At 64.7% G+C, this 26656-nt stretch carries 20 protein-coding genes, 1 tRNA gene and 1 pseudogene; 13 read left to right on the top strand and 9 right to left on the bottom strand.

Annotated features, from left to right (window positions below):
- From ACSLUQ_RS19360 to ACSLUQ_RS19350, 3 genes and pseudogenes are all read left to right on the top strand, one after another.
- Nucleotides 1-197: pseudogene (locus ACSLUQ_RS19360) on the top strand (IS3 family transposase); the annotation flags it as partial.
- A gap of 36 nt (nt 198-233) precedes the next feature.
- A complete protein-coding gene (locus ACSLUQ_RS19355; protein WP_461809466.1) occupies nt 234-1022 on the top strand; it encodes an AAA family ATPase in 789 nt (262 codons plus the stop codon).
- A complete protein-coding gene (locus tag ACSLUQ_RS19350) occupies nt 980-1591 on the top strand; it encodes a hypothetical protein (protein ID WP_461809465.1) in 612 nt (203 codons plus the stop codon). Before ACSLUQ_RS19355 ends, ACSLUQ_RS19350 begins: the two co-directional genes overlap by 43 nt.
- A 305-nt stretch (nt 1592-1896) precedes the next feature.
- On the opposite strand, the gene ACSLUQ_RS19345 is transcribed toward ACSLUQ_RS19350, so the two are convergent.
- Nucleotides 1897-3050 (bottom strand): IS3 family transposase gene (locus tag ACSLUQ_RS19345; protein ID WP_461809464.1). Its coding sequence is split into 2 segments (ribosomal slippage): nt 1897-2798 and nt 2798-3050, totalling 1155 coding nucleotides; the frame shifts between segments, so codons are not numbered across the junction.
- A 102-nt stretch (nt 3051-3152) separates the two neighbouring features.
- Here ACSLUQ_RS19345 and ACSLUQ_RS19340 point away from each other — a divergent pair.
- Nucleotides 3153-3554: a hypothetical protein gene (locus tag ACSLUQ_RS19340; protein WP_461809463.1), complete on the top strand. Its 402-nt coding sequence runs from the start codon at nt 3153-3155 to the stop codon at nt 3552-3554.
- A gap of 96 nt (nt 3555-3650) precedes the next feature.
- Here the strand turns inward: ACSLUQ_RS19340 and ACSLUQ_RS19335 are convergent.
- Nucleotides 3651-3727 (bottom strand) — tRNA-Met (locus ACSLUQ_RS19335).
- A 364-nt stretch (nt 3728-4091) separates the two neighbouring features.
- Between ACSLUQ_RS19335 and ACSLUQ_RS19330 the strand changes: the two genes are divergently transcribed.
- The 3 genes from ACSLUQ_RS19330 to ACSLUQ_RS19320 all read left to right on the top strand — a co-directional run bounded on the left by ACSLUQ_RS19330 (nt 4092) and on the right by ACSLUQ_RS19320 (nt 8612).
- Nucleotides 4092-5801 carry a cyclic peptide export ABC transporter gene (locus ACSLUQ_RS19330; RefSeq protein WP_461809462.1) on the top strand — a complete coding sequence of 570 codons (1710 nt, stop codon included), beginning with the start codon at nt 4092-4094 and terminating at the stop codon, nt 5799-5801.
- A 115-nt stretch (nt 5802-5916) separates the two neighbouring features.
- Nucleotides 5917-7203 carry a UDP-N-acetylglucosamine 1-carboxyvinyltransferase gene (locus ACSLUQ_RS19325; protein ID WP_417773118.1) on the top strand — a complete coding sequence of 429 codons (1287 nt, stop codon included), beginning with the start codon at nt 5917-5919 and terminating at the stop codon, nt 7201-7203.
- Between the two features lie 170 nt (nt 7204-7373).
- On the top strand, nt 7374-8612 hold the full coding sequence (locus ACSLUQ_RS19320; RefSeq protein ID WP_461809461.1) for a mandelate racemase/muconate lactonizing enzyme family protein: 1239 nt from the start codon (nt 7374-7376) through the stop codon (nt 8610-8612).
- Here the strand turns inward: ACSLUQ_RS19320 and ACSLUQ_RS19315 are convergent.
- A complete protein-coding gene (locus ACSLUQ_RS19315) occupies nt 8602-9879 on the bottom strand; it encodes an amidase (RefSeq protein ID WP_417773116.1) in 1278 nt (425 codons plus the stop codon). The genes ACSLUQ_RS19320 and ACSLUQ_RS19315 overlap by 11 nt on opposite strands.
- Before the next feature lie 277 nt (nt 9880-10156).
- Between ACSLUQ_RS19315 and ACSLUQ_RS19310 the strand changes: the two genes are divergently transcribed.
- The 3 genes from ACSLUQ_RS19310 to ACSLUQ_RS19300 all read left to right on the top strand — a co-directional run bounded on the left by ACSLUQ_RS19310 (nt 10157) and on the right by ACSLUQ_RS19300 (nt 12934).
- On the top strand, nt 10157-10810 hold the full coding sequence (locus ACSLUQ_RS19310) for a type 2 periplasmic-binding domain-containing protein (RefSeq protein WP_461809460.1): 654 nt from the start codon (nt 10157-10159) through the stop codon (nt 10808-10810).
- A complete protein-coding gene (locus tag ACSLUQ_RS19305; RefSeq protein WP_461809459.1) occupies nt 10788-12077 on the top strand; it encodes a DUF6421 family protein in 1290 nt (429 codons plus the stop codon). The genes ACSLUQ_RS19310 and ACSLUQ_RS19305 overlap by 23 nt, the downstream gene beginning before the upstream one ends.
- Before the next feature lie 242 nt (nt 12078-12319).
- Nucleotides 12320-12934: a LysE family translocator gene (locus ACSLUQ_RS19300; protein ID WP_417773134.1), complete on the top strand. Its 615-nt coding sequence runs from the start codon at nt 12320-12322 to the stop codon at nt 12932-12934.
- Nucleotides 12935-12991: 57 nt separating this feature from the next.
- On the opposite strand, the gene htpG is transcribed toward ACSLUQ_RS19300, so the two are convergent.
- The 3 genes from htpG to ACSLUQ_RS19285 all read right to left on the bottom strand — a co-directional run bounded on the left by htpG (nt 12992) and on the right by ACSLUQ_RS19285 (nt 16863).
- On the bottom strand, nt 12992-14926 hold the full coding sequence (htpG, locus tag ACSLUQ_RS19295; RefSeq protein WP_461809458.1) for a molecular chaperone HtpG: 1935 nt from the start codon (nt 14924-14926) through the stop codon (nt 12992-12994).
- 125 nt (nt 14927-15051) lie between these two features.
- On the bottom strand, nt 15052-15813 hold the full coding sequence (locus ACSLUQ_RS19290; protein ID WP_417773112.1) for a glycerophosphodiester phosphodiesterase family protein: 762 nt from the start codon (nt 15811-15813) through the stop codon (nt 15052-15054).
- A gap of 3 nt (nt 15814-15816) precedes the next feature.
- Nucleotides 15817-16863: a Gfo/Idh/MocA family oxidoreductase gene (locus ACSLUQ_RS19285; RefSeq protein ID WP_461809457.1), complete on the bottom strand. Its 1047-nt coding sequence runs from the start codon at nt 16861-16863 to the stop codon at nt 15817-15819.
- A 193-nt stretch (nt 16864-17056) separates the two neighbouring features.
- Between ACSLUQ_RS19285 and ACSLUQ_RS19280 the strand changes: the two genes are divergently transcribed.
- Genes ACSLUQ_RS19280 through ACSLUQ_RS19270 form a run of 3 tightly spaced genes read left to right on the top strand, consistent with a single transcriptional unit; the run spans nt 17057 to nt 21985 of the window.
- Entirely contained in the window at nt 17057-19231 is a 2175-nt protein-coding gene (locus tag ACSLUQ_RS19280) for a caspase family protein (protein WP_461809456.1), read from the top strand.
- Nucleotides 19228-21192: a CHASE2 domain-containing protein gene (locus tag ACSLUQ_RS19275; protein ID WP_461809455.1), complete on the top strand. Its 1965-nt coding sequence runs from the start codon at nt 19228-19230 to the stop codon at nt 21190-21192. The genes ACSLUQ_RS19280 and ACSLUQ_RS19275 overlap by 4 nt, the downstream gene beginning before the upstream one ends.
- Nucleotides 21193-21232: 40 nt before the next feature.
- Nucleotides 21233-21985 (top strand): hypothetical protein, encoded by a 753-nt coding sequence (locus tag ACSLUQ_RS19270; RefSeq protein ID WP_461809454.1) that lies wholly within the window; start codon nt 21233-21235, stop codon nt 21983-21985.
- Nucleotides 21986-21991: 6 nt separating this feature from the next.
- Here the strand turns inward: ACSLUQ_RS19270 and ACSLUQ_RS19265 are convergent, their stop codons facing one another.
- The 3 genes from ACSLUQ_RS19265 to ACSLUQ_RS19255 all read right to left on the bottom strand — a co-directional run bounded on the left by ACSLUQ_RS19265 (nt 21992) and on the right by ACSLUQ_RS19255 (nt 26462).
- Nucleotides 21992-23239 (bottom strand): MFS transporter, encoded by a 1248-nt coding sequence (locus ACSLUQ_RS19265; protein WP_417773107.1) that lies wholly within the window; start codon nt 23237-23239, stop codon nt 21992-21994.
- Between the two features lie 121 nt (nt 23240-23360).
- Nucleotides 23361-25484 (bottom strand): FAD-dependent oxidoreductase, encoded by a 2124-nt coding sequence (locus ACSLUQ_RS19260; RefSeq protein WP_461809453.1) that lies wholly within the window; start codon nt 25482-25484, stop codon nt 23361-23363.
- A 138-nt stretch (nt 25485-25622) separates the two neighbouring features.
- Nucleotides 25623-26462 (bottom strand): 2-keto-4-pentenoate hydratase, encoded by an 840-nt coding sequence (locus tag ACSLUQ_RS19255; protein WP_461809452.1) that lies wholly within the window; start codon nt 26460-26462, stop codon nt 25623-25625.
- Nucleotides 26463-26656 lie beyond the last annotated feature (194 nt).

The raw sequence follows: 26656 nt of genomic DNA, 5'->3' as shown, positions 1-26656 counted from the left end.
AGGCCTGGAGGAACGACTACAACCTCAACCGCCCACATTCCCGGCTCGGTTGGCTGACCCCGACCGAATATGCCGACACCTTGAACCCGAAACGGGATCTGCCGCTCCGCTCGCTCGCGAGCTCCACGTCAGACCCCGTCAATAGCCCCGGCCATATCGGCCAAACCCACCGCCAGATTCTCCGTCAAACTGAATAAAACTTGGGGGCAACGTCAACGTCTATGCTCGATACAATGGCTGAACAGGGCCGCAAGCCCGAGTTCATCATCATGGATAATCTATCCTCCCTTCGACGAGGTGCCGAAGAAAACGACAATTCTGCGTTGGACGAAATCCTTCCTTGGCTCGTTGCCCTGCGTCACAAGGGCTATGCGACGCTTCTGGTTCATCATGCCGGCAAGATGGGCGACCAGCGTGGAGCATCACGCCTCGAGGACCCGTTGGACACAACCATCAAGCTGACACCTTCAAAAGAAGCGAATGGCGATGGCGCTGCGGTGAATATGGAGTTCACCAAGACCCGCAACATCAAGCCGAACCCTGCCTACTTGACTATGAATTTGGTCGAAGGCGAGGACGGTATATTGGAATGGGATTATGGCGAGACGACCAAATTCATGCCGCAGGATCATACGTTGCGCATCGTGTATAAAGGCCCTGCTGGCGATGGTTCGAAGCGCTTCGCAAAACAGAAGGAGTTGGTGGATGCCGTGGGCTTGAAGGCGCCTGCGATCAGCAAGCATCTCTCCGCGCTATGCCATGACGAACTGGTCGACAAAAAGGGCCTCACGGTCACGGAGAAGGGCAAGGACGCCTTCGTGACATATTCCCCGACGCGGACTTCGAATAAGGTCGCCTTGGCGCGCTGGCGTATACTGGCGCGTCAAAAACTTTCCGACTTTTCTAAATATATATGTCGGGAAACTTGGAAACTTTTCGTGGGCAGGCAAAAATGGATGAAAGGAAGAAAACTGAGCCGATGGATAAGCAGGAACAGCAAAGACGGGTGCAGATCGTCGTAGACAATTACGATGGCATTCTGCCGTACTTTGAGGCATTCTATATTCACTCGATTATTTATGCGGCCGCTCAGGCTGAGATGGCGTTTGACGGATACGAGCGAGCCGTCGCTGAGGAGCAACCGCCTGAAATCATCTTCTCGGAAGTTCAAGAAGGACTTGCCCATTCAGCAGCCTTATCGCGGTTCTTTTGGCCCGTAAGGAAAAGAAACACCCTATCTGATGCCCGCGGAACGAACCTCCGGAACGCCTTCGGCTTGGACGTTGCTTCACCGTTAAAAGATAGGGATCTGCGAAATGCATTCGAGCATTTCGATGAGGACTTGGATCGTTTCTTGCTCGCAAACGATACAGGCTATTTCTTTCCTGCACCGATGATTGATGACCACACGCTCGCAGACGAGCAATTGGGTAAAATATTCAAGTTGGTTGACCCTGCGCACCACGTATGCGTTCTTCTTGGAAGAAAATTCGATTTCAAGTCCATTCGGGCCGAAGTGAAGAAGGTGCTTAACCAAGCCCTAGAAATGGATCAAAACGGTTCGAGATTGAGAGACCCGAAAAGTCTGTAGCAAAGTCAGTTCGCGGTTGAACGGCTACGGGGCCAAAATCTTGGTGGTCTACATGCCTACCCGTCTGCGTATGGAAGCATCGCGCATAAAAAAACGACCTCCCCCATCCCCCTGTGGTTGATTGACGCTTGGAGCATCAAGACCGACACGCTGACTAATCGTCACGATGTCGGGCGCATGTTCAGCGCCAATTGCCCAATCCAATCAACACCTCCAATCTCACCCTTACCTGTGGCTGCCCATACTAGGTGACACACGGGTAGCAATGAGCTACTCCCCATCGGCTGTACAGGATCTGGCGTAATTTAAGCTACTCGTTGCACCTGCTGATCGGGTTGGTTGATATCATTTCTCTGCCAATAGGCCAGCATCGGAGGCTTGCCACCGAGGGCTGAATGAGGACGCTGGTGGTTGTAGAAGGTCATCCATTTCCGGATGGCCGCTTTCGTCTCTGATCCGGTCTCCCAGGCATGCAGGTAGACGCACTCGTATTTCAGGGTTCGCCACAGCCGCTCAATGAAGATGTTGTCGAGGAACCGACCTTTCCCATCCATCGATATCCGGACGCCCGATCGGCGGAGCCGATCCGTCCAGGCGAAGGACGTGAACTGGCTTCCCTGATCCGTGTTCATGATCTCGGGCGGGCCGAACTTGTGGATGGCCTCGGTCAACGCTTCGACGCAGAAGTCGGCCTCCAACGTGTTAGAGATCCGCCAGGACAGAACCTTGCGGGTGCGCCAGTCCATGATCGCGACGAGGTAGAGGAACCCACGCCGCATGGGCAGATAGGTGATGTCCGAGCACCAGACCTGGTTCGGGCGATCCACGCGCAGGCCTCTCAGCAGATAGGGATAGGTCTTGTGCCCCTTCGCCGGCCTGCTTGTGTTGGGCTTCTGGTAAATCGGCATCAACCCCACGAGGCGCATCAGCCGGCGTATCCGCTTCTCGTTCACGAAGTGCCCGTCATTGTGCAGGTGCGAGGTCATCTGGCGGACACCGAAGAACGGGGTCTCCAGGAACTGCTCGTCAATCTGCTGCATCAGGCCGAGGTTCTGCTCGGTCTCGCCCTTCGGCTCGTAGTAATAAGATGAGCGCGCGATCGACAGCAGCTTGCACTGCTGCCCAATCGACAGATCCGGGTGGTCCGGCTCGATCATGCCGCGCCTCACTTCCCGCCCCAGGGCTTCAGCTTTCGTTCCAAAAAAGAGTTGGCCACCGCCAGCTCCCCGATCTTGGCGTGGAGCTCTTTCACCTGCTCCTCGTCGATCTCGGGCTTCTTGCGGCCCCCGCGCTCGAACACGTCCGACGCGCCTTCCAGCAGGGCCCGCTTCCATTGATGGATCATCGTTGGATGCACCCCGAACCGGCTCGCCAGCTCGGCCGCCGTCTCTTCACCCTTCAGGGCTTCCAGCGCGACCTTCGCCTTGAACTCAGGCGCGTGCTGCTTGCGTTTCGACATCTCTGATCTCCTTCTCGTCGAAGATCAGCAGACTGCAAATCGTAGCTTACGTCAGTGTCCGAATTTCGGGGGGGGGGGGCAGCTCAGTTTGGGGAGTATCGAATGAACCTTGCGTTCATCAGTTCCAAGGTTTGGAGCTTTTGCAATCTCCTGAAAGATGATGGCGTCGGCTCTGGCGACTACCTTGAGCAGTTGATCCATCTCCCCTTTTCGAAAATGGCGGATGAATATTCGAAGCCGCCCCATTCGCGTTCCACTGGTGTGCCCGAGGAGTACAATTCAGAAAGCCTACGCAGAAAACGCGGCGCGGAACTTGAAGCACATTGCGTGGTATTGTTGTGCGAAGTCGAGACGCAACAGGGCATCTGGGATCAGATATTCACGAAAGCGCAGAAAAAAATACAAGCTCCCGCCAAGCTCCATCGGCTTGTTTCGATTGACGTGGGACCCGTCTTAGGATCGCCCCGGGCAGGAACTTCCGGGGTGTCTGGCTCATGGGGCTGAGGGCGCCGATGAGCCGTTCATGAGCGCAATTGGGAGAACTCGCGCTGATCTGAGGGGAGGGTGCGAGCTGCCGAACGATTGTGTCAGAGGAAATTTTGGTAGCGGAGGAGGGACTCGAACCCCCGACACGCGGATTATGATTCCGCTGCTCTAACCAACTGAGCTACTCCGCCGCCCGGCCGCAGGATTGTCTCCCGCGCGGGATGAGCCGCATATAGTCGGCGGCGCGGCGCGCTGTCAAGAGAGCGATGCGGCGTCGGCTGCATTTCCACACGCGTGAGCGGATGGGCGTCGGTTCTCGCAGGCATGCTATCGCGGCTGTCGGCCTTGCGGGCGCTCACCTGGGCCATTCGCGCCCTTGCGGCAACGTGGGCATTTCCTCTTTTGCCGGATTTGCTTTAGGAGAAGCACAACGCGCGACCGGAGCCTGAACACGGCCCTGAAACTGCGCTGCGTGCCGGCGGACTGCGGCCGGCGATATCAAGGTTTGGCCGGTAACGAGACCGAGCCGCCGGAACGGCCGGGGAGTGACGGGGCGTGAGCGAGACTGCAGACGAGCCTGCCGGGGGCAGGCAGGACAACGGTGCCGGCAGCCTCTTTTCCCTGTTCGGCTTCCTGGTGCGCGACGGCAACCTGCTTCGCTCGCCGGTGCTCGTCTATGCCGTGCTCGCCAGCGTCACCCGCTCGGGCATGATTTTCGCGATCAACGCACTGGCGGCCAGCACGGCCATCGCGGCCGGCAATGTCGCCCTGCTCGCCGTCTCCATCGTGACCACGCTGATCTTCTCGCACTTCGCCCGCGTCGCCAGCTTCCAGCTTGTGGAGACCACGAAGCGCCGCTTGCGGATCCGCCTGAGCCAACAGCTTCTCGACACCAGGGCCGACTTTTTCGCGCGTCACGATCAGGGCAAGATCTATTCGATCGTCACACATGAAGTGAACCAGATCTCGCATGCCTCGGTGAATTTCATCCAGTCCATCGAGGCGATGCTGCTGATCGCCTTCTGCATTCCCTATCTCTTCTATCTGTCCTGGCCGAGCGGGCTGGCGACACTGCTCGCGGTGCTCTTCGGCAGTGCCGGCTACGTGTTGGCGCAAAAGCCGGCGCAGGTAAGCGCAGAGGCCGCGTCGCGCGCCGAGTGGCAGTTCTTCGACCGCATCAACGACGTGCTGCGCGGCTTCAAGGAGCTCAGGCTGCGCAGCCGGCGCAAGGACGACCTGCAGGGCGACATCGCCGATCTGGCAACGCGCGAGCGCGCCCTCAAGATCAAGGCGGAGCGCTTCTTCAGCCTGGGCCAGGTCGCCGCGCAGGGCGTCATGATGGGCCTGCTGTGCATGATCGTCGTCGGCCTGCCGCTGCTGGCTTCGGTCGAGACCGCAACCGTGCTGCAGGTGCTGACCGTCGTGCTGCTGACCTATGGGCCGGTCGAAACGGTGATGGGCAATCTCGCCTCCTTCTCCCGCGCCGTCGTCGCCCGCAGACTGATCGGCGCCCTGGAACGAGAGCTGGAAGCAGACGCCGAGCTTCGCCGTCCCTCCGACAGCAGCGCGCGCGCCAACGCGGGCTTCTCGCGCATCGAGCTCAAGGGCGTGACCACGACGTTGTCGTCCCCCGGCAGCCGCGACGCGGAGCGCTTCATCGTCGGTCCGCTGGATCTCGTGCTCGAACCGGGAGAAGTGGTCTTCGTCTGCGGCGGCAACGGTGCGGGTAAATCGACATTCATCTCGCTTCTGACCGGCCTGCGCGCGCCCGACAGCGGCCAGATCCTGCTCGACGGTGTCGCGGTGACGCCGGAGACGCTCGACCGTTATCGCGGCCTCTTCAGCGCGGTCTTCAGCGAGTTCCACCTGTTCCCCCGCCTCTATGGCCTCGACGAGGATGAGCGCGAGCGCGTGTCACCGAATCTTGCGCGCCTCGATCTTGGCCACCGGGTACGGGTGGAGGACGGCGCCTTCTCGACGCTGGCGCTTTCCAGCGGGCAGAAACGCAGGCTCGCCCTTTCCATCACCATGGCCGAGCGCCGGCCGATCATCGTCCTCGACGAATTCGCCGCCGATCAGGACCCCGCTCACCGGGCGCTCTACTATGATGTGCTGGTGCCGCAGATGGCCCGCGATGGGCATCTCGTCATCGCCGTCACTCACGACGAACACTGTTTCGACAAATGCGACCGGCTGATCCGAATGGAACAGGGCCGCATCGTTTCCGACATCCGCATGAACGGCGGCGCGCGCGCCTCCGGCTGACCGCCGTGCCGCGCCAACGCCATTTCCTCGTCACCGAACTGCCGTTTGCCGTCGCTCCTAAACTCCATTAGGAAACGCAAACGACCCCGCGCCAGCTTTTTGGAGGCTCTCCCAGATGGCCGATCTCTATGTCGACGGCGGACACCCGATCTCGGGCACCGTTGTCCCTTCCGGCAACAAGAATGCCGTGCTTCCGATGCTGTGCGCAACGCTGCTGACCGACGAACCGGTGACGCTCGAGAACGTTCCCGAGATCAGCGATGTCGCCAAGATCCTCGCCTATTTCGAGAGCATGGGCTCGACCGTGGCGCGTGCCGACGACGGTGCAACCTTGACGATCCGGCATGATTTCGAGGCTTTCCGCACCGGCCAGGCAGAGCTCCCGCTGGGCATCCGTTCGGCCGTTCTGCTGCTTGCCCCCGTCGTCGTGCGAACCGGAAAGCTGACCTTCGACACCGACGCCAAGGGCTGCGCTCTCGGCCTGCGCGAGATCGATCCGCATCTGGAGATCCTGCAGCAGTTCGGATGCAGCTTCGTCGCCACCCAGCCCTATGACATCCGCCGCGAGGGCGCGTTGACGGGACAGGAGATCTGGGCCGACTACGCCTCCGTCACCGCGACCGAGACCTTCGCGATGATCGCGGCGACGGCTGAAGGGTCCTCCGTGCTGATGAACGCGGCCTCCGAGCCGCATGTTCAGGCGCTTTGCGCCATGTTGCGCGACATGGGCGCCAAGATCGACGGCCTGGGCACCTCGCGGCTTCGCATCACCGGCGTCGAACGGCTGTCGGGCACCCGCGTCCGGGTGCCTGATGATCATCACGAGGTGGCCACCTTCCTTGCCATCGGCGGCGTCACCGGCGGACGCCTGACGGTAAAGACAGACATCACCCCCCACATGACGCTGATCCTGCGCCAGTTCGAAAAGCTCGGACTGACGTTTGAGGTCGAGGATGACGCCATCACCGTCACCGGCTGGACCCGCGAGATCTCAAGACCCTACACCCGCGAGATGCTGCCCAAGATCGAGGCCGCGCCCTGGCCGTATTTCCCGGCCGACCTGCTGCCGCAGGCGATTGGCGTTGCCGTCGGTTGCCACAGCGAGATCATGTTCTGGAACAAGATCTACGAGGGCGCGCTCGGCTGGAGTTCCGAGCTCGCCAAGTTCGGCGCGCGGGTAAACCTCTCGGATCCCCACAGGCTGATCGTCTTCGGCGGCAATTCGCTGCGCCCGGCCATCGTCGAGGCCCCCTACATCATCCGTGTCGTGCTGGGCCTCTTCCTGGCCGCGATCCAGGTCGACGGCCAGTCGATCATCCGCAATGCCGATCCGATCCGCCGCGCCCATCCGCGGTTCGTGGAAAAGCTCACGGAGCTTGGCGCCAAGGTCCGCTGGTCATAGGACGCATCGGCGCCGAACGGCGCCGGCAACGCAACTGGCAATGACGGAGACAGACCGAAAGACGTCGCACCCGCGACGCTGACAGGCAGCCGGGCTTGACGGCAGACTCTGCCCGGACGCCGCCGCGCGAAAAAAGGCGGGACTGCCAACGACCGTGGAAGGGCAAGCCCATGAAGCTGCAATCGCTCGAGACCTTCATCGTTGGCAACCCGCCCCCGGGCTTCGGCGGACGCTATTTCGTCTTCGTCAAGCTGGTCACGGATTGCGGCATCGTCGGCTACGGCGAAATCTACGGCGCGGCTTTCGGACCGAAGGTCATCGTGGCGATGGCGCACGATGTCTTCGCGCGCTATCTCGATGGCACGGACCCCTTCGCCACGGAGACCTTCTTCCGCCGCGCCCATGGCTCCGGCTTCTCCCAACGCCCCGACCCATCGATGATGGGCGTCGCCAGCGGCCTCGAGATGGCCATGTGGGACATTGTCGGCAAAGCGGTCGAGCGCCCGGTCCACGCTCTTCTCGGCGGCAAGGTACACGAACGGCTGCGCAGCTACACCTATCTCTACCCGGAGGAACACGAGGACCCGGTCGCTTTTTACGGCGACCCGGACCGCGCCGCCGAACGGGCCGCCGCCTATGTCGCGGAAGGTTTCACGGCGGTGAAGTTCGATCCCGCTGGTCCCTACTCCGTCCACGGCGGGCATCTGCCCGATCTCGAGACACTCGACCGCTCAGAAGCCTTCTGCCGGCAGGTCCGCGAGGCGGTCGGGTCACGGGCGGACCTGCTTTTCGGGACTCATGGACAGTTCTCCGCCGAGGGCGCCCTGCGCCTCGCCCGCAGGCTCGAGCGCTTCGATCCGCTCTGGTTTGAGGAGCCCGTCCCGCCCGAAATGCCCGAGGAAATGGCAAAAGTCGCGCGCGGCACCTCGATCCCCGTCGCCACCGGAGAGCGGCTTTGCACCAAGTGGGAGTTCGCACGGGTTCTGAAAACCGGGGCCGCCGGCATCCTGCAGATGAACCTCGGGCGCGTCGGCGGCATACTGGAAGCGAAGAAGATCGCCGGCATGGCGGAGGCCTGGCATGCCCAGATCGCCCCTCACCTCTATTGCGGCCCCATCGTCGCCGCCGCAAACATCCAGATCGCCGCCTGCTCGCCGAACTTCCTGATCCTGGAATCGATCCGAAGGTTCGAGGGCTTCCATGCCCGGATCCTGAAGCGCCCGCTTGTCTGGGAGGATGGCTATGTCACCGTTCCGAAGGCGCCGGGGCTTGGCGTCGAACTCGACGAGGCTGTCGCCCTGGCACACCCTTACGAGGGAGACGAGTTGCATCTGGAGATGACGCAGACACCCGTCGACCCCACCCGCGATGCGCGCTTTGCCCCGGCCGGATCCACGATCAGTCGTTAAGGTCCCGGTCGAGCCGGGCTCCGACCGACAGCACCCTTGCATCCGTCCCCTTCGCGCCGCCGATCATCAGGGCACCCGGCCGTTGCGCTCCACTGGGCGTCGGCATGGACATGGCGCAGGCGTCGGCGAGATTGAGCAGTGAGGTGTTGCGCAGCATGGCGGCGTTGACGCGGTCGAAGTCGATCTCCGCCTCGGCGATCGTCGGTGGCAGGATCTGAAGCGTCGGCGCCAGCAGCGCGTCGAATCCCGCGAGCAGCTCGTTCGCCCGGGAGGCGACCTCACGCCGCGAGGCATAGGCCTTGTCGACGTCCTCGTCGCTCAGCGACTCCCGGAAACGGATGCGCGCCAACACCCTGGGATCACCTATCGACGATAGGCGATCAAGATCGCCGGAATAGAACTCATAAGCTTCGGCCGAGACAAGAATGCGGTTGAGGCCAATGGCATCCTGCAAAAACGAAAAGTCGACCGGGACAAGGTCGTGGCCGGCGGCGGCAATCCGCTCCAGAACGAGGTCGAAGTTGCCTTGCGCCCAGTCGTCCAGATCGGTCGTGAAGGCGCCCCGGGGAACAGCGAACCGCAGCTTTCCGCCGGTTGCCTCGACGCCGGCGGCATCACCGCCGCTCATGACCTGATAGGCAGCGAGCATCGTCGCGAAGTCTCGCGCGAGCGGACCGCAGGAATCGAAGGACGGCGCCAGCGGGTGCACCCCTGCAAGCGGAACCTTTTCCTGGCTCGGCTTGTGTCCGTAGAGCCCGTTGACCGCGGCCGGAATACGCACCGAACCGCCCGTGTCTGTGCCCAGCGCCACATCGCAAAGCCCGAGGCCGACCGCCACGGCGCCGCCAGAGGTAGATCCTCCCGGAATGCCCTCGGGATCGAAGACGTTGCCCGGCGTTCCGTAGTGCGGGTTGAGGCCGACACCGGAATAAGCGAACTCGCTGAGCACGGTGCGGCCGAACGGCACGCCTCCAGCCTCCTTGATCCGCGCGATGACCGGACAATCGGCATGTGCGGGCTCACGGTCGCGCAGCAGCTTCGATGCCGCCGTCGTCCGCTCTCCCGCCTCGTCATAGAGATCCTTCACGCAGACGAGCAGCCCTGCGAGGGGAAGCGGTCGTCTGGCGGCGGCGATCCGCGCCTCGGCGGCTTCCGCATCCGCAAGGACGCGCTGCGGCGAAAAGGAGACAAAGAGCTGGTTGGCGGCATCTCCCAGACACGCCACCCGGTCAATCGCCGCTCTCGCTTTCTCGACCACATCTCCCATTCCGCTCTTCCTCTCGTTGCCGGCATCGAGCCGCCCTGCCCCCGTTTTCCGCCAATCCGGAGCCACGCGGGAGAGGCATCCTCTGGGATCGCGACCGACAGTTCAAGCACCCTGCCCGCACGTCATCAGTCGCTGTGAGAAATAATTGATTTGAAAGAAGAATTACACGCACCCCAATCCAACACAAACTTGACACGATCTGCATTTAGCAAATCAGGAGTTGCATAAATTGAATAGACACCAATACTGAACATCACCGACACGGGAGGTTTGGCGCATGACCATGACCGCATCTCTTTCGACCGGCCAGGCTGACAATTTGCTCTCCCCGGCGCTATCTCGGATCAGGCGCATCCGCACCCTCGGGCCTGCCGGCACCAACTGCGAGGCCGCCGCCCGCCACTATGCCGGGTTGCGCGGCCTCGATATCGAGGTGGATCTTCATCAGACACTGGAGGAGGCCATCGCGCTTGTGGCTGACGAACCGGATGCCGCCCTCCTCGGCTGCGTCGTCTATCCGGACCTGCACAAGCTCGTCTTCCCGTTCCTCGGGCGGATGGTGCTTGCCGACCTCTTCCTGTTCGACACGTTCAACATGGTGCTCGCGGCCCGCAATTCCGGCGACAGGATACACCGCGTTGCCAGCCACCCGGCGCCAAGCTCGCTGGTGCCACCTGGTTGCGACATCCACCTGGCCAACAGCAACTCGGAGGCCGCCAGCCTCTGCCGTTCGGGTGAGATGGACGGCTGCATCACCACGCTCGCAGCCGCGCGCCGGGAGGGGTTGTCGGTCGTCGCCGACCACGGCGCGGTGCCCATGGGCTTCACAATCCATGTTCCGACAACCGATCCTGGCGCCGGACTGCCGCATGTCCATTCCCCCGAGCACGAAGAGGCAGGAAGCACCCATGCCCGATCCGGCACGCACTGAAGACGGTCCCGCGGTTCTCGCAAACTGCCCCGATCTGGTTCAGCATCTCGTTCCCGTGGTGGAAGAGCTTGCCGATCTCCAGGATGAAGACGGTTCCGTTCCCGCCGCCGCCCACGCACGGGCGGGGCGGCTTGTACGCCGTCTCGCGGCGGACGCGCCGACCGTCGCCGAGGCCTGCGGGCAGACAGCCTACGCCGACGCCCTGTTCCAGGACCTGTTGTCCTGGGCCAATGGCGACCTGTCGGCGGCACCCGATTTTGCCTGTTCCCGCGATGCCATCGTGCCGCCTCCCGGCGGCACGCCGTTTTTCTTTCTCGGCCCCCTGCGCCTTGCCAACGGCGCGCGCACGGGCTTCAGGTTCGAGACCTTCCTCTCCTTGCGCGAGGAACCGTCCGATCCCGCCTATCTGGAGCTCTACCGGCGCTTTCCGCATCCCGCCAACATCTGCCAGTCCTCGCATCTGCTGGCCGGGAGCCGCGGCCTGACCCGGGGCAACAACATCGTCTTTTTCCCGGAGAACATCCGCGCATCGACGCAGATCGAGCGCCAGCGCTACGCCATCTTCTTCTTCAACAAGTTTCACCGCATCTTCAACGAGGTGACCTGGCCGGCGGCCACCGCCGCCACCCGCGGCCTCGACGTGGCGAACCCGACCCGGACAGACCCGCGCGCCTGTTACAAGGCGCGCTGCGTCTGGGGCTATCTGCACGACTATTTTCATCACCAGGGCGCCCGTCCCTTCGACACGCAGGTCGCGATCAAGACACGCTGGTTCACCGGCCTGCTGGAAGAGATCAAGGTCGATCTCCAGTCCTATCTCGCCTGCGTCCAAGGCGACATCGTCGACGGAACCGCCGTGGCGGAGTTCATCCTGCTCGACAGAGCCTTCCGCTACCCGCTGGAGCCCGACTGGTACCGCAACTTCGACAGCGGCACCGGCTTGATCCTGCTCTCGGTCCTGCACCAGGAGAAGGCGGTGACCATCGAACCCGATGGCCGGATCGCCTTGCGCACCGATGAGGTCGCCGTGGCGGCGGAGCGTTTCATCGCCCGGGTGGAAGCGCTCGAACAGCTCGATGACGCGGCCTATGTCGCCGGCGCGCGTGATCTCGTGCGACACCATCTGCCGCAAACCGACCGCCCGGGCGCGCGCTTCGACCGGCCTGCGGAACTTGTCGGCACGGTCCTCGCCGGCCTTGCTTCCGACACGCCACGCGGCTTCTCACGTGCTGACCTCACGGCGAGCCTCGCTCACCTCACGAGGTGATGAAAAATCATCATCGCTCGGACCCGGACCGTGCTCATTCGGACTTGCAAGCTCGTGTGGGTTGGTGCCTGCTGTCTTGCTGGATCCAACAGAGGTTGCACTTTGCAAGACCTTCGGACGCGACAGAAGGTCCGTTCTCGCATCAGGCTGATGACCAAGAAGGCACCTCCGCGCCCGAGGACCCGCGAACCGAAACGTGCCGCGCGAAACCCGCGGATCATGGGAGAGGACACTTGGCAGTCATGACGCCGGAGCAGCTATTCGCCTTCGCAAATTTCGCCTTCGTCTCCTCCGTCACGCCAGGACCGAACAATGTGTTGCTGACGGCGGTCGGCGGTTCGGTCGGCATCCGCAAGGGCATGCCGGTGCTGTGGGGCATCGTCTTCGGCTTCGCCACCATGCTCTTTCTGCTCGGGCTTGGTGTCGGCAAGACGCTGTTCTCCATTCCCTACGTGATGCAGGGCATGCAGGTCGCCGGCTTCGCCGTGCTTCTCTGGCTTTCCTGGAAAATCGCGACAGCACCGGTCGGCACGCCGGAAAAACCCGCCGGAACGCCTGATCACGGTGGTCGCGGCAGCTTTGTCGGCGCGGCTCTGTTTCAGTGGATGAACCCGAAGGCCTGGCTGATCGCGGCCGTCGCCATCTCGGTCTACATGAATACGGAAACGCCGGTTCTCACCCAGGCAGCAACCTTTTCAGGTGTCTTCATTGGCGCCGCGATCCTGGGTTGCCTGCCCTGGCTCGCCTTCGGCGCCATCGTCGGCCGCTACCTGCGCGACCCCAGGATCGCACGCTCCTTCAACATCGTCATGGCGCTGCTGCTCATCGGCTCTATGGTTCTCGTCATCCTCGAATGAGAGGACCCGGGCGGCAAAACCACCCGGGCCAGCTCTTCCGACTTCGGCGCTCTGGGCTCACAACCCCTTGCGCATCACCATGGCCATGCGTCGGGCAAAGGATGCGGCATCAACCGGCAGTTCGCCGTCGAGGATCGCGGCCTGGTCGAGGAGAAGCCACGCATAGTCCTCAAGCTCTGCCTTGTCGCCAGCGGCCGAAAGGCGCGCAGAAAGCCCAACCAGCAGCGCGTGCCCCGGATTGAACTCGAGCACCGGCGCGAACATGCCAGGCAGCGCACCTTGCTGACGTGACATCAGCTTCTCCAACTGACGGTCTGGCCCGCCTTCCGGCGCGACGAGACAGACAGGGCTTTCCGACAGGCGCGAGGATGCACGCACATCCGAAACCTTGTCGCCGAGTGTCTCCTTAAGGAAGGCCGTCACCAGGCCGATATCGGCCTTTTGCGTTGTCTTGTCGTCCGCGTCGCCGTCGCCCGCGTCCTTCCGCTCTTCGGCAAGCGGCATGGCATCGAGCGCCGCGGAACCCTGTGTCACCGACTGGAAGGGCTTGCCCTCGAAGCCTTCGGCGGTCTGCACCCAGAAGGCGTCTACCGGATCATCGAGATAGAGAACCTCGACGCCACGGGCACGGAAGCCCTCAAGCTGCGGACTGGAGGCGATCGCCTCGCGGCTCGATCCGGTGGCGTAGAAGATCTGGGTCTGGTTCTCCTTCATCGCCGCGACGTAGTCCGCGAGCGACCGCCACTCGTCCCCACCGGTGCTGGAGCGGAAGCGGGCCAGACCCATCAGCTTCTCGCGGCGCTCGAAGTCCTCATAGAGCCCTTCCTTGAGCACCGCCCCGAAGTTTTCCCAGACCGTGAGGTAAGCCTCCCTGTCGTTGTCAGCGAGCTTCTGCAACTCGCTGACGATACGGTTGGTCACCCCCTTGCGGATCGCATCCAGAACCGGATTGTGCTGCAGCATCTCGCGCGAGAGGTTGAGCGGCAGATCGGCGGAATCGATCACCCCGCGGACGAACCTCAGCCAAGCCGGCAGAAGATCGACGTCATCGGCGATGAACACCCGGCGCACGTAGAGCTTCACCCGCCCCTTGCGGTCGGGATTGAACAGGTCGAAAGGCTTCATCGACGGCAGGAACAGAAGCACGGAATACTCGTGCCGCCCCTCCGCGCGATAGTGCAGCGTCAGCGCCGGATCGTCGTACTGGCCCGAAACATGGCCATAGAATTCCTTGTATTCCTCCTCGCCGATCTCCGACTTCGGGCGCGCCCACAGCGCGTTGCCATCGGCGAGACGCCGCGGCTCGGCCTCCTCACCAACCACGGACAGCGTGATCGGAACGGGCACATGCGCGGAATAGGCGCGCACGATCCGCTCGATGGTCTCGGGCCGGGCGTAGTCGCCGGCATCCTCCTTGAGCGTCAGGATCACGCGCGAACCGCGCGCAGGAACCTGCGGATCGTCGGCGGCAACCGGCTCCACCGTGAAGGTGCCAAGCCCGTCGGACGTCCAGCGCCAGATCTCGTCGCTGCCGGCGGCGCGGCTGACCACATCGACGCGATCCGCGACCATGAAGGCGGAGTAGAAGCCGACGCCGAACTGGCCGATCAGGGCGGAGCCGTCGCGCGCCTCCCCGAGCTTGTCCATGAAGGCGCGGGTGCCGGAACGGGCGATGGTGCCGAGATTGGAGACCAGCTCATCGCGCGTCATGCCGCTGCCGTTGTCGGCAACGACGAGGCGTCCGGCCTCCTTGTCGATCTCGAGCCGGATCTCGAAGTCCGGATCGTCGCGCACCAGTTCCGGCGCGGTCACCGCCGCGTGGCGCAGCCGCTCGCAGGCATCGGCCGCGTTGGAAACCAGCTCTCGCAGGAAGATGTCCTTGTTGGAATAGACGGAATGCACCATCAGGTGCAGCAGTCGGGAAACCTCTGCCTGGAAGGTGTGGTTCTCCGGCGTGGATGTCTCTGCCGCATGCGTCGTCTCGCGCGTCATCGCTTTCCTCTGCCCTTGCAATGTCTTCGTGATTTTGGCGGGGCGCCTGCCCCGAGCCGCTCAGATATCGGCGAGCCGCCGGCTTGTTTCAAGCGGCAAGAGCACAATCCCGGGCGGCAACGTCCTCACCATACGCCTTCTTCCCGTGCCACCGCCTTGAGCAGGCTCGGCCGGTCGGTGACAATGCCGTTGACGCCGAGGCGGATCAGCCGCCGCATCTCCTCGGCCTCGTCAATCGTCCACACATGCACGGCAATTCCGTTCTGGTTGGCGTGACGCACGAAGCCGCGCGTGGCCAGCGTCACGCCGTATTGCGAGATCGGGATCTGTGCGCATTCGACGCCGGGAGCGGCGAGCGGAAGCCGCCAGGAACCGAAGCGCAGCGCGGCGACCGAGCGTGGCCCCGAACTGAGACAGAGCCCCGGGCCCAGCGCCGCCCGCGCAGCCGCGAGACGGCGATCCGAGAAGGAGGCAATGCAGATCCGCTCCAGGCAGCCCATGCGCCGGATCAGCTCGATGGTCGGCTCCAGTGCCTGGTCGGTCTTGATGTCGATGTTGAAACGCATGCCGGGATGGCTCTCAAGCGCTTCGGCCAACGGCAGCAGCGGCTCTCCCCCCTCCATCAGGACACCCCGCAGATCCGCCATGGACTGCTCCGAAACGACGCCTCGCCCATCCGTCGTACGTTCGAGCCGGTCGTCGTGAAAGACAACCACCTCGTTGTCGCGGCTCGCCTGCACGTCGATCTCGATGAAACGGTATCCGAGGTCGGCGACCGCCGCGAAAGCCTTGCGGCTGTTTTCCGGGTTTTCCAGCCCCCCGCCACGATGCGCGAGCGCGGCAAAGCCGGTATCAGCCAGGTAGGGATGCGAGAAAGAAGACGCCATTGCTCAGCTCCATCGACCGTCCGCGTCGAGATGGACGCGTCGCCCTTCGCGCGCCGCGGCATGCGCGGCCTCGATGAGGCCAATCGTACGCCCGGCCGAACGCATCGTCACGGGAACCTCACCAGTCCCCTCGATCGCCTGTCGCATCCGCTCGTAGAAGGTGAGCCAGCGCCCGGTCTCGGGCACCACACGCGAGACGGAGCCGTCCGGCGCGACGATCTCGCCCCACTGCCCTTCCGGCTCTTCGCCGAAGCCCGCCGCAAGCGGGTGCAGTCCCGCACGCAACTGGTCCTCCTGGCAATCGAGCCCGGCCTTGCGGAAGAGGCCGTTGCGTCCTTCGAGCCGGAAGCGGTCGCGTGGGGCGGTGCTGATCAGCGAGACGCCAAGCGTGATCCGCCGCTGCCCCTGCCCCATCAGGATCTCGAAGCCGTCGTCCGTCTCGCCGCCCGGCCGCTGCGCGAAGACATCGGCCTGCACCCAGTCGGGCATGCCCACAAGCATCAGAACCTGGTCGATCATATGCGAGCCAAGATCGTAGAGATTGCCCGACGCCGGCGCAGCGCGGTCGCGCCAGCGACCCGTCGCCTCGGGACGATAGCGATCCCAGTTCATGCGCAGCGCCACGATCTCCCCGAGCACGCCGTCGCCAAGCACCCGGCTTGCAGTGAGGAAATCGCTGTCGAAGCGGCGATTGTGATGGACGCCAAGCTTCAGCCCGCGGTCATCTGCGAGATCGGCAAGTCCTTCGGCCTCGACCCGCGTCGGTGTCGCCGGCTTGTCGACCACAACGTGCCGGCCCGCCTCGAGCGCGGCTCGAACCTGGTCGACGTGACAGGCGTTCGGCGTGACGATAACGACCAGGTCGAGATCCGCAACCGCCAGCAACGCATCGAAGTCGGCAACCACCCTTGCGTCGGGAAAGACGGCCGCAATCTCCGCCTTGCGCGAAGAAGCGATGGCGGCTACCTCCATGCCAGCCGCCGCGACGAACGGGGCGTGAAAAAATCGCCCGGCGGCGCCGAAGCCTGCAAACCCGACCCGCAAACGCATCCGCCTCTCCCTCGCCGTTTCCAGATTGCGAGGCGATCTTCGACAATCGGCAGAGGCGACGCAAGCTGGCTTCCCGGCGCCTTCCAGCCACCGGCATTGACGCCGGCGGGACAATCGGATGGAATCCGCGCCGGCGAGGCGTGCCAAAGCAGAGAGCAAACTCATGCGGGCGAGACAGACGCAAAACGAACCCGTGTTCCTTCGGCGCGCGGGAACGTTCCTTTCCATCCTTCTCGTGGGCCTCGCGGCGCTGCTTCCGGCGGACATGGCCCGCGCTGCGGAGCGCCTCGCCCTGGTGATCGGCAACGCGGACTACGCCGGGGACACGCTGACACCGCTCAAGAACCCGGCGAACGACGCCGCCCTGATCGCCGACACCCTGAAAAAGGCAGGCTTTTCCGTCGACCTCGTGCTCGACGCCGACCTGCGCGGCATGAAACTCGCCGTCCGCGATTTCACCGACAAGCTTGGCAAGGCCGGCGACGGCGCTCTGGCCGCCGTCTATTATTCCGGCCACGGCTTCCAGGCGGGCGGACGCAACTACCTCGCGCCCCTCGGCGCGGACCTGCGCGACGAGGTCGATGCGGAGTTCGAGGCGCTTTCCGTCGACTGGCTGCTGTCCAGCGTCGAGGCCGCCCACAAGGGCGCCAACATCGTCATTCTCGACGCCTGCCGCAACACCGCCCTGACGCGCTCCATCGGCACCGGCAGCGGCCTCGCCCTGCTCCAGTCGACGCCGCGCGGCAGCTTCATCTCCTTTGCCACCGCGCCCGGAAGCACGGCCTCCGACGGCACCGGCCTCAACAGCCCCTATACCGCGGCCATCGCCGCCGAGATGCTCACTCCGGGCGCCAGCGTGGAAAGCGTCTTCAAGGCGGTGCGCCGGCGCGTGGTCTCCCAGACGGATGGTGAGCAGGTGCCCTGGGATCATTCCTCTCTCACCGCCGATATCGTTTTCCTGCCGGACGAGGCGGCGCCCATCGCCCGGGAAACACCCTCCGTTTCCGGCCAGGTCGCAGCCACGGACATGCAACTCGAGCTGCGGATGTGGAACGACGTCAAGGACAGCGGGTCCGCGCAAGAGCTGCAAGCCTATCTCGACCGCTTCCCGGCAGGTGCTTTCGCTCCACTCGCAAAGGCACGGCTGGACACCGCCACGACAGGAACGGAAGGTGTGGAGAAGCTCTTCGCCGAACTCGCCAGCCGCTCCCTGATCGTCGAGACACCGCGCCAGCCGCATGAGTTCTACTCCAACGCCCGGCTGCACGAATTGCGCGGCGACTATCCCAAGGCCCGGCAGGACTACCTGAAGTATTTCGCCTTCGGCATGCCGCAGGTCGATCCGCACCTGCGGTTCCAGGCTGTTCTGAAGATTCAGGAGGGGCGGGCCGGCGCCCGCGAGATCTACCGCTCCCTGTCGCAGGGACGAAGCGACCCGACCACACTCTTCGCCGAGATCCTTCTGGAGGAGCGTGAAGAGCGCCTGCGTCGCCTTGCTGCCTTTATCGATGCAAACCCGGATTTCACCCCGGCGTTCTATGCGCTCAGCCAGGACTATTCGCGCGCACGGCTCGGGCAGCAGTCCATGCCTGACAAGGCGCGCGAGCGCGAGTTGCTCACCCGCTTCATGGAAGGGGTCGAGGATGGCCGGTTTCTGCGTTACTACCTCGACCAGCAGCTTGCGGCCGAGCAGATCGAGGACGCGAAATCGAGGCTCGCAGCGCTTTCGGGCCTCAATCAGACCGCGGTTGCCCAGCCTGTGCGGCTCAATGCCATGCGCTCCAACCAGGGCTGGATGCTGACGCTCGCCATCGCCGACCGGACGCAGGAGATCTTCGTCGGGTTGCCCGGCCAGGACATGCGCTCGACCGGTTTTGTCAGCGGCGCCGTCGACCCCTCGACCGGCCAGCCCATGCCCTATCCCGCCTTCGAGCTGCCCGCGAACGCCGGCGACACGACCGTCCGGGTCAGCTACCGCGATGTCCACGGCGAGACCCAAGGCCCGTTCGAGGTGCGTTTCACGCCTGCCACCGCGCTTGTCGCCGGGCAGAAGGAGATCCTCGAGCGCCTGTCCTCCGCCTGGCTCAGCTTTCGCGACTGGGACGGCCGCAGGCTGGCTTATTTCACTCATCTGATCAGCTACCGTTGCGCCATCGCCGAGGTTCGCTACGCGCTCGACGGCGATACGCCCGACCGCACCTTCGAACTTGGTCCCTGCAATGAGGCGGACCCGCACGCGATCCCGCAAAGCGGTCCGGGCTCGGAGGTCTATGAGGCCATTCCCAAGGCGACAAACCATGTGACCGTCCAACTCCTCTATCGGGACGGCACCCGATCCGAGGTCAAGCGGTTCGACGTGCCGAAGTGAGCACCGCCACGGCGCCCCGCCTGCGCTGGCGGGCCAGCTTTCTGGTCGCGTTCGCCGCCTGCCTGATCGGCCTGGCCGCCGCCGTCCGTCTCGAACCACTCGTCGGCGATCTCGCGCTTGCCGCCGCACCGCGCCCCTCGCCCGCAATCGCCGGGGACATCGTCGTGGTTGCGATCACCGAGGATACGCTTGCGGGCTTTCCCTATCGCTCGCCGATCGACCGGGCGTTCCTCGCTGGCCTTGTCAGCCATCTCGATGCAGCCGGCGCGCGCGCCGTGGGGATCGACATTCTCGTTGACCAGCCCAGCGATCCGGCAAAAGACCGGGCCTTCTTCGACGCCATCGACGGAGCAGGCATTCCAGTCGTCCTCGCACTCGCGACCCGCAAGGACGGCCTGACGGAACGCCAGTACGGCTTTGTCCGCGAGCATGTCCTCGTGCGTCGCCATGGGCTGATCGCGCTCGACCGCGACGAGATCGACGGCGTCGTGCGCCACCTGCCGCAATCCCGCCTTGAGGACGGTACCCGGCTTGCGACGTTGACCGAGGCGCTCCTGCCTGATCCCCAGCCAGCGTCCCTGGCCTCCTCCAGCGCAGAAGTGCGCCCGGGCCGCATTCTTTACAGCCGGCCCGTGGACGCCGGCCTGCCCACGCCCTTTGCCCTCTATCCGGCACAGCATGTCGCGCTGCTGCCCGACGACTGGTTTTCCGGCAAGACCGTCCTGATCGGCACCGACCTGCCGACCATCGACCGCCACCCGACGCCGATGGTCGCGGGCCTCGGCAGCGCCGCCGGCACGATCCCCGGCGTTGTCATCCATGCCCACGTGCTCGCCCAGCGCCTTGCCGGCCTCTCGCTGCCCGTCGCAGAACCCGCAATGCGTGTCGCTGCCACCCTTGCCGCCGCGCTCCTTGCCGCCATGGCCTTCCGCCTTCGCCTGCCACCAGCCCGCCTTGCCGGGGCACTTGGTCTCGGCATCCTCGCCTATCTCGGCCTGTGCCTCTGGTCGATTGCCGCCGGCAAGCTGCTGCCCCCGCTGATCGCGCCGCCGGTTGCCGCCCTTGCCGCCGCCGGCCTTGCATCCCTTCAACGCTGGCAGGCGGAACGCGCGCAACGCAGTTTTCTCCGGCTTGCCTTCTCCCGCTATGTCAGCCCTGCGGTGGTCGAGCGGATCGCCAGCGGCCGGCTGGCTCTGGCGCTCGGGGGGGAGAAGCGGTGCGTTACCTACGTCTTCACGGATCTCGAGGGCTTCACCACGCTGTCCGAAACGCTGGAACCCTCCGCTCTCGCCGATATCCTCAATCCCTATCTCGACGAGATGTGCCAACTGATGACCGCGCACGGGGCGACCATCGACAAGATCATCGGTGATGCGGTCGTCGGCTTCTTCGGCGCCCCCGACGACGATCCGCACCAGGCGCGCCATGCGGTGGATCTTGCCTGCGCTCTCGATGCTTTCGCCGAAGAATACCGGTCTCGGCTGCGCGAAAAGGGCATCCGCCTCGGTATCACCCGCATCGGGCTTCACAAGGGACCGGCCGTCGTCGGCAACTTCGGCGGCAGCCGCTTCTTCGACTACACCGGCATCGGCGATACGGTGAACACGGCCGCCCGTCTCGAGGGCGCCAACCGCTTCCTCGGCACCCGCATCCTGCTCAGCGACGCGGTCGCCCGGGACTGCCCGGATAGCGCCCTGCGCCCGGTGGCAAGCCTTGTCCTGAAGGGGCGGGCCGCGCCGCTCGCCGTCTTCACTCCCCATGCCGTGGACGGTCCGGACAGCACCACCCTGAGCGACGCCTGGGCGAGCACCTACGATATTCTCGAACGACATGACCAAGGCGCCGAACAAGCGCTCACACGCTTCCTGGACTTGACCCCGGGCGACCCCGTCGCCACCTTGCATCTGTCGCGGTTGCAGGCGGGGGAGACAGGCGCGACGCTCGTGCTGGCGGGGAAGTGATCCCGGCTTGTCGGCACGACCTCCTGCAAAAGGACACCGCATGCGATATTCCGCGCCCCTGCTTGCCTGTCTCGCCGCGCTCTGCGCCGGACTTGTCACGCCCAGCGCCGAGGCAGCGCCGGCCTATGTCGTCATCGCCGCGACCGCCGCACCGGAAGAGTTCGCCCCCGGCCGGGAAATCGAGACAGGAGATCCGGTCGACCTTCCGGCGGGCGCACGGCTGACGCTGATCGGCAAGAGCGGCCTTGTCTTCAACATCGAAGGCGCCAGGCATGGTCCGGTCGCGCCAGCCAGCACCGCGGCAAACGGCAGCGACAGCAGCTCCGACTGGACCCTGCTCAAGCGGCTTGTCGGGTCGACGCAGGCGCGCTCCACCGTTCTGGGCGCGGCCCGGGCAGGCGCCGGCGACATTCCCGCCCCCGCGGACCCCTGGCACATGACCACCGACAGTTCCGGACCACGCTGCACGCCTGCCGGGCAGTTCATCCTGTGGCGTCGCGATGCCTCGCAAACCCAGGACGTGAGCCTGCGCAACGCCGGCGCCCGCCAGACCGGGCTCGTCTGGCCGGCGGGCGAGCATATGCTTCCCGCCGGCTCCGCTTTCTCCCGGGAGGACGGGCGCGTCGCCATTTCGGTGGGCAAGGACATGCGCGAATTCGAGGTGTCAGTGATGCCGGAAGCCATCGCGGCACAGGGGCCCGGCGCCGTTCTCGGCTGGCTTGTCGGGCGCGACTGCCGCCGCCAGGCGCTGGCGCTGATCGCGCGTCTGCACACGGGCGGCAGCCCGGAATAACGCCCCTCAGGCGATCGCGAGCCGCGACCGCCCGCTCTTCATGATGATGAGGGAAATCATCGCGATATTGAGCAGGTTCCAGGCGATGCCATTCAGGAAGGCCGCCTGATAGGATGACGTCAGATCGTAGATCCAGCCCGACATCCAGCCGCCGAGCGCCATGCCGACGATGGTGGCAGTGATCACAGCGCCCACCCGCCGGCCGGCCTCGCGCGCCGGCAGGTACTCGCGAACCACGATGGCATAGCTCGACACGATGCCCCCCTGCGACAGGCCGAAGATCAGAGACACCACGTAGAGCGAGGCGAGCCCGTCGTAGGGCAGGTAGAGCAGCAGCGCCAGACATTGCAGGACCGCGCCGAGAAGCAGCGTGTAGATGCCGCCGATCCGGTCGGCGAGCATGCCGGAGAGGATGCGGCTGGCGATGCCGCCAAAGAGCATCAGCGACAGCATCTCCGCCCCCCGCGCCATCCCGAAGCCAAGGTCGACGCAATAGGCGACGATATGCACCTGCGGCATCGCCATGGCGACGCAGCAGCCAATGCCGGCAACGATCAGCAGCGCCTGCAACTGGCCCGGCGTGAGCGATGTACGCCGCATCGGCGGCGGATCGACCGGAAGGCTGCCGTCGGCGAGATGCAGCGTGTGCGGGGCGGGGCGGCGGAGCAGAAAGGACGCAGGCACCAGAACGACGAGGCAGACGACGCCGATGAAGAGATACGCACCGCGCCAGCCGTGCCCTTCCATCAACTCGCCGATGATGAGCGGCCAGATAGCGCCGGCAACATAGTTGCCCGCCGCCGTCGCCGAGACCGCAAGACCGCGGCGCTTCACGAACCAGTGCGAAACATCGGCCAGCAACGGTCCGAAACTGGCCGCCGCGCCGAAGCCGATCAGCACGCCCTGGATGATCGTGAAGGTGAGCAGAGAACCCGATTGCGAGGCCAGTAGAAAGCCGCCGCCGAGCCCGACGGAGGCGAGCGCCAACGGAAGTGAGATGCCGAAGCGGTCGACGAAGCGGCCAATCAGCAGGTTGCCGAAGGCAAAACCCACCATCGTCGCCGTATAGGGGAGCGATGCGTCCGCACGATCGACGGCGAAGTCGTATTGCACCGCCGGAAGCACGACGATCACCGACCACATGCCGGCGCCGCCGATGGTGGCGAGCCCCATCGACAGCACGAGCCGCAGCCACGCATAGGTGCTGTCGACACCACCGGAGCGCCCGGTGTTGCGGATCTCGGTCGAATCCATGGCGGTGTCCCCCCCGCAAAGCGTGCGATATCCCTCGCCGCTTCCTTGTTGTCTTGAAATGCGGGCAGCAGCAGCCGCCCGCAAGAAACCGTACGGCGGAGCGGGACGACAGCCCCCTTGCTCAGCTCCTGTCGTTCAACGAGGCGAAGGTCTTGCCTTCCGCGACCAGCCGCTCGAGAAGAGGCGACGGAGCCCAGAAGAAGTCATCGTCCTTCGCGAACTCATGGATGTCGGCAAGCACCTTCGCCAACCCGACCTGGTCGGCATAGTGCATCGGCCCTCCCCGCCAGCGCGGAAAAGCGTAACCGAACAAGAGCGTGACGTCGACATCGAGCGGACGCAGCGCGATCCCCTCGTCGACGATCCTGGCCGCCTCGTTGATCATCGCGGCCATGTAGCGCCGGATGATCTCCTCCTGGCTGAAGCTGCGCGCAACGATGCCCTTTTGCGCACGCTCCTCAGCAATGATCTCCAGCACCTCGGGATCGTGCGTGCCGCGCCTCGCGCCGGGCTCGTAGAGATAGAAGCCGCGTCCGGTCTTCTGGCCGAACCAGCTTCGCTCGCACAGCCGGTCGGCAAAGCCGACGACCCGCTCGCGCGGGTCGCGCGTCGCCGCGCGGCGCTTGCGTCCGGCCCAGGCGATGTCGAGCCCGGCCAGATCGCTCACCGCGAAAGGCCCCATCGGGAAGCCAAAGGCGACGACCGCCTCATCGACCTCATACGGGCTCGCGCCGTCCTCAACCATATAGTCGCCCGCCCTGCGGTAGGCGTTGAGCAGCCGATTGCCAATGAAACCGTCGCAAACCCCGGCGCGCACGGCAACCTTCTTCATCCGCTTCGCCAGTGCGAAGCCGGTCACCACCACATCAGGCGCGGTCGTCTCCGCGACGACGACTTCGAGAAGCCGCATGACATGGGCGGGCGAGAAGAAGTGGAAGCCGATCACGTCCTGCGGCCGCGATACGGATGAGGCGATCTCGTTGACGTCGAGATAGGAAGTGTTGGTGGCAAGGATCGCGCCCGGCTTCAGCACGGCGTCGAGTTTCGCGAAGACCTCCTTCTTCACGTCCATATCCTCGAACACCGCCTCGATGACCAGATCGGCCTCGGCGAGGGCCGCATAATCCGTCGCGGTGCGGAACGAGGAGGCAAGCAGGTCTTCACGCCGCTCGGCGCTCATCTTGCCGCGTCGAACGCCGTCCTCAAGAAGCTTTCCGACCGTCGCGCGCGCTTTTTCGGCGGCGGCCTCATCGCGCTCGACAAGCGTCACCTCGAGACCGCTCGACAGCGCCGCCACCGCGATGCCGGACCCCATCGTGCCGCCGCCGATCACACCGAGCGCGGCGATATCGCGAGCCCGGGCGCTGCCCTGCTCGGGGATCCTCGCAACGGCCCGTTCGGCGAAGAAGGCATGAATGAGACCGGACCGCTGCTCCGACTGCATCAGTTCGGTGAAAAGTGCGCGCTCGCGAACGAGCCCCTCGGCAAGCGGCAGATCATAGGCGGCCTCGACCGCGTCGATGGCTACCATCGGCGAGATCTGCCCGCGCGCGCGCTTGCTTGTCGCCGCGCGCACGCTGGCGAAAACCTCCGCCGGCTTCTCGCCGGTCGCGATGTCTCCGCTTCGCCGCGTCGCGATCTCGCCCGACATCACGCGCCGGGCGAAGGCGATGCCCGCCGCAGCCACATCGTCGCCATCGCCAATCTCGTCGACGATGCCAAGCTTCAGCGCCTCCGCCGCATCGGCATGGCGACCGGAGGTGATGAGGTCAAGCGCGGCCTCCGCACCTGCAAGGCGCGGCAGACGCTGCGTGCCGCCGGCACCCGGCAAGATGCCAAGGGTCACCTCCGGAAGACCGACCTTGCCGCTGGAAAGCATGACGCGCGCGTGGCAACCAAGCGCCACCTCCAGCCCGCCACCCAGCGCCGTGCCATGCAGAGCCGCGATCACCGGCTTTTCGGAGCGCTCGATGCGGTCGATCACCCCTGGCAGCAGCGGTTCGACCATCGGCTTGCCGAACTCGCGGATGTCGGCCCCGGCGATAAAGGTCCGCCCACGGCCATACACCACGGCGACCCGAGCATCCTCGTCGGCCTCGAACCGGTCCATCGCCGCGACCAACCCCGCTCGCACGGCCTGCGAGAGTGCATTGACGGGCGGATTGTCGACAGCGATCAGGGCAATGCCATCGGCGAGGGAATAGGAAACTGGCTCGCTGACGAGATCGGTCGCGACATCGGACACGGGCAAAACTCCTCCTGATCCCCCGCGGCGCTGGCTTCTCCCGCGCGCATGGGGCCTTGTTTGCGTGCGGCGCATTCTAGGCACCGCGCGAAGTGTTTCAATCCTGAAGTACCGTTTCCAGAAGCGCGGAACACCACCTCAATCGGCGAGATGAAGGGCCATGTCGGCGAGTGGAAGCCCGGCGACACGGGTCTCCCAGCTTTCCCCGGAAGAAACAGGCAGGGCGCGTGTCAGCGTGCCCGTCGTCACCACCTCGCCCGGACCGATTTCCACGGCAAGCGCCGTCGCCGGCAACCCCTCCACCATCGCCTTCAAAGCGCTCAGCGGTCCCCCCAGCACATTCCGCGAGCGGCCGTCATCCATCTTCTTGCCGTCTCGGTGAAGAGCCAGGGCGAAATCGGAGAGCTTGTCGAGCCACATCGACCGGTTGCCGTCCTCGATCTTCGCGAAGGGACGGTGGAAGAGCCGGCCATGCAGCGCGAAGGCCGCGACCGTATCCGGCGCCTTGAAACGCCAGTCAGGATAGGGAGACTGGACCAGCTCGAAACCGAGCGCGACGCCGTCGATCGCATCGAGAAGCATCTCCTCGTCCATTCCAGCACGGAGCGGCGCGCCGATGCGAAAGACGATCTCCGGCTCGATGCGCGGCTCCATAAGTACGCCCGCATCGAATGTCGCGGCCTCGTCTTCGGGCACCTCGCCCACCGTCGTGTCGAAAACCGGTCCCCAGATCGGCGCATGGACGTTGTATTCACGCCAGATTGTCCGGTTTGTGAAACCGATCTTCCAGCCAGAAGGACGCTCACCGCGCGCGATCCGCGCCGCGCGGATCGCCGCCTGCACCCGGTAAGCGCGACCGAGATCGAAGTCCTCGTCTTGATCCGTGAACGGCGCGCATGATCCGGTGGCGGCCGCGATATCGAGCAGCCGCCGGGCTTCCGCTTCATCGTCGGCGTCGGGAACCGGTGCATACATCATGGTGTGGACCTCCCATCCCAGGGACGGCGGCTGACCGCCGTCTTTTCCGCACGATGGCTGGCGCGGACGGCTCTGGCAAGTGACGGGATTGACGATGCGGTGCGCGAAACGGGTTGACGCATTCCGCGGCTTAGCGTTCTTATGTGCGCGATCTCAAGCAACCGCTGCGACGTATCGCGCGGTTCGCAGCTTGA

The sequence above is a fragment of the Stappia sp. ICDLI1TA098 genome (genome assembly GCF_054880955.1).
Note: the sequence above shows the minus strand (reverse complement) of the source record. Positions and strands in the feature narration are given on the sequence as shown.

Coding starts and splice junctions, on each gene's coding strand:
- ACSLUQ_RS19355 (WP_461809466.1), top strand. CDS start 234: ATGGCTGAACAGGGCCGCAAGCCCGAGTTCATCATCATGGATAATCTA.
- ACSLUQ_RS19350 (WP_461809465.1), top strand. CDS start 980: ATGGATAAGCAGGAACAGCAAAGACGGGTGCAGATCGTCGTAGACAAT.
- ACSLUQ_RS19340 (WP_461809463.1), top strand. CDS start 3,153: ATGAACCTTGCGTTCATCAGTTCCAAGGTTTGGAGCTTTTGCAATCTC.
- ACSLUQ_RS19325 (WP_417773118.1), top strand. CDS start 5,917: ATGGCCGATCTCTATGTCGACGGCGGACACCCGATCTCGGGCACCGTT.
- ACSLUQ_RS19320 (WP_461809461.1), top strand. CDS start 7,374: ATGAAGCTGCAATCGCTCGAGACCTTCATCGTTGGCAACCCGCCCCCG.
- ACSLUQ_RS19315 (WP_417773116.1), bottom strand. CDS start 9,879: ATGGGAGATGTGGTCGAGAAAGCGAGAGCGGCGATTGACCGGGTGGCG.
- ACSLUQ_RS19310 (WP_461809460.1), top strand. CDS start 10,157: ATGACCATGACCGCATCTCTTTCGACCGGCCAGGCTGACAATTTGCTC.
- ACSLUQ_RS19305 (WP_461809459.1), top strand. CDS start 10,788: ATGCCCGATCCGGCACGCACTGAAGACGGTCCCGCGGTTCTCGCAAAC.
- ACSLUQ_RS19300 (WP_417773134.1), top strand. CDS start 12,320: ATGACGCCGGAGCAGCTATTCGCCTTCGCAAATTTCGCCTTCGTCTCC.
- htpG (WP_461809458.1), bottom strand. CDS start 14,926: ATGACGCGCGAGACGACGCATGCGGCAGAGACATCCACGCCGGAGAAC.
- ACSLUQ_RS19290 (WP_417773112.1), bottom strand. CDS start 15,813: ATGGCGTCTTCTTTCTCGCATCCCTACCTGGCTGATACCGGCTTTGCC.
- ACSLUQ_RS19285 (WP_461809457.1), bottom strand. CDS start 16,863: ATGCGTTTGCGGGTCGGGTTTGCAGGCTTCGGCGCCGCCGGGCGATTT.
- ACSLUQ_RS19270 (WP_461809454.1), top strand. CDS start 21,233: ATGCGATATTCCGCGCCCCTGCTTGCCTGTCTCGCCGCGCTCTGCGCC.
- ACSLUQ_RS19265 (WP_417773107.1), bottom strand. CDS start 23,239: ATGGATTCGACCGAGATCCGCAACACCGGGCGCTCCGGTGGTGTCGAC.
- ACSLUQ_RS19255 (WP_461809452.1), bottom strand. CDS start 26,462: ATGATGTATGCACCGGTTCCCGACGCCGACGATGAAGCGGAAGCCCGG.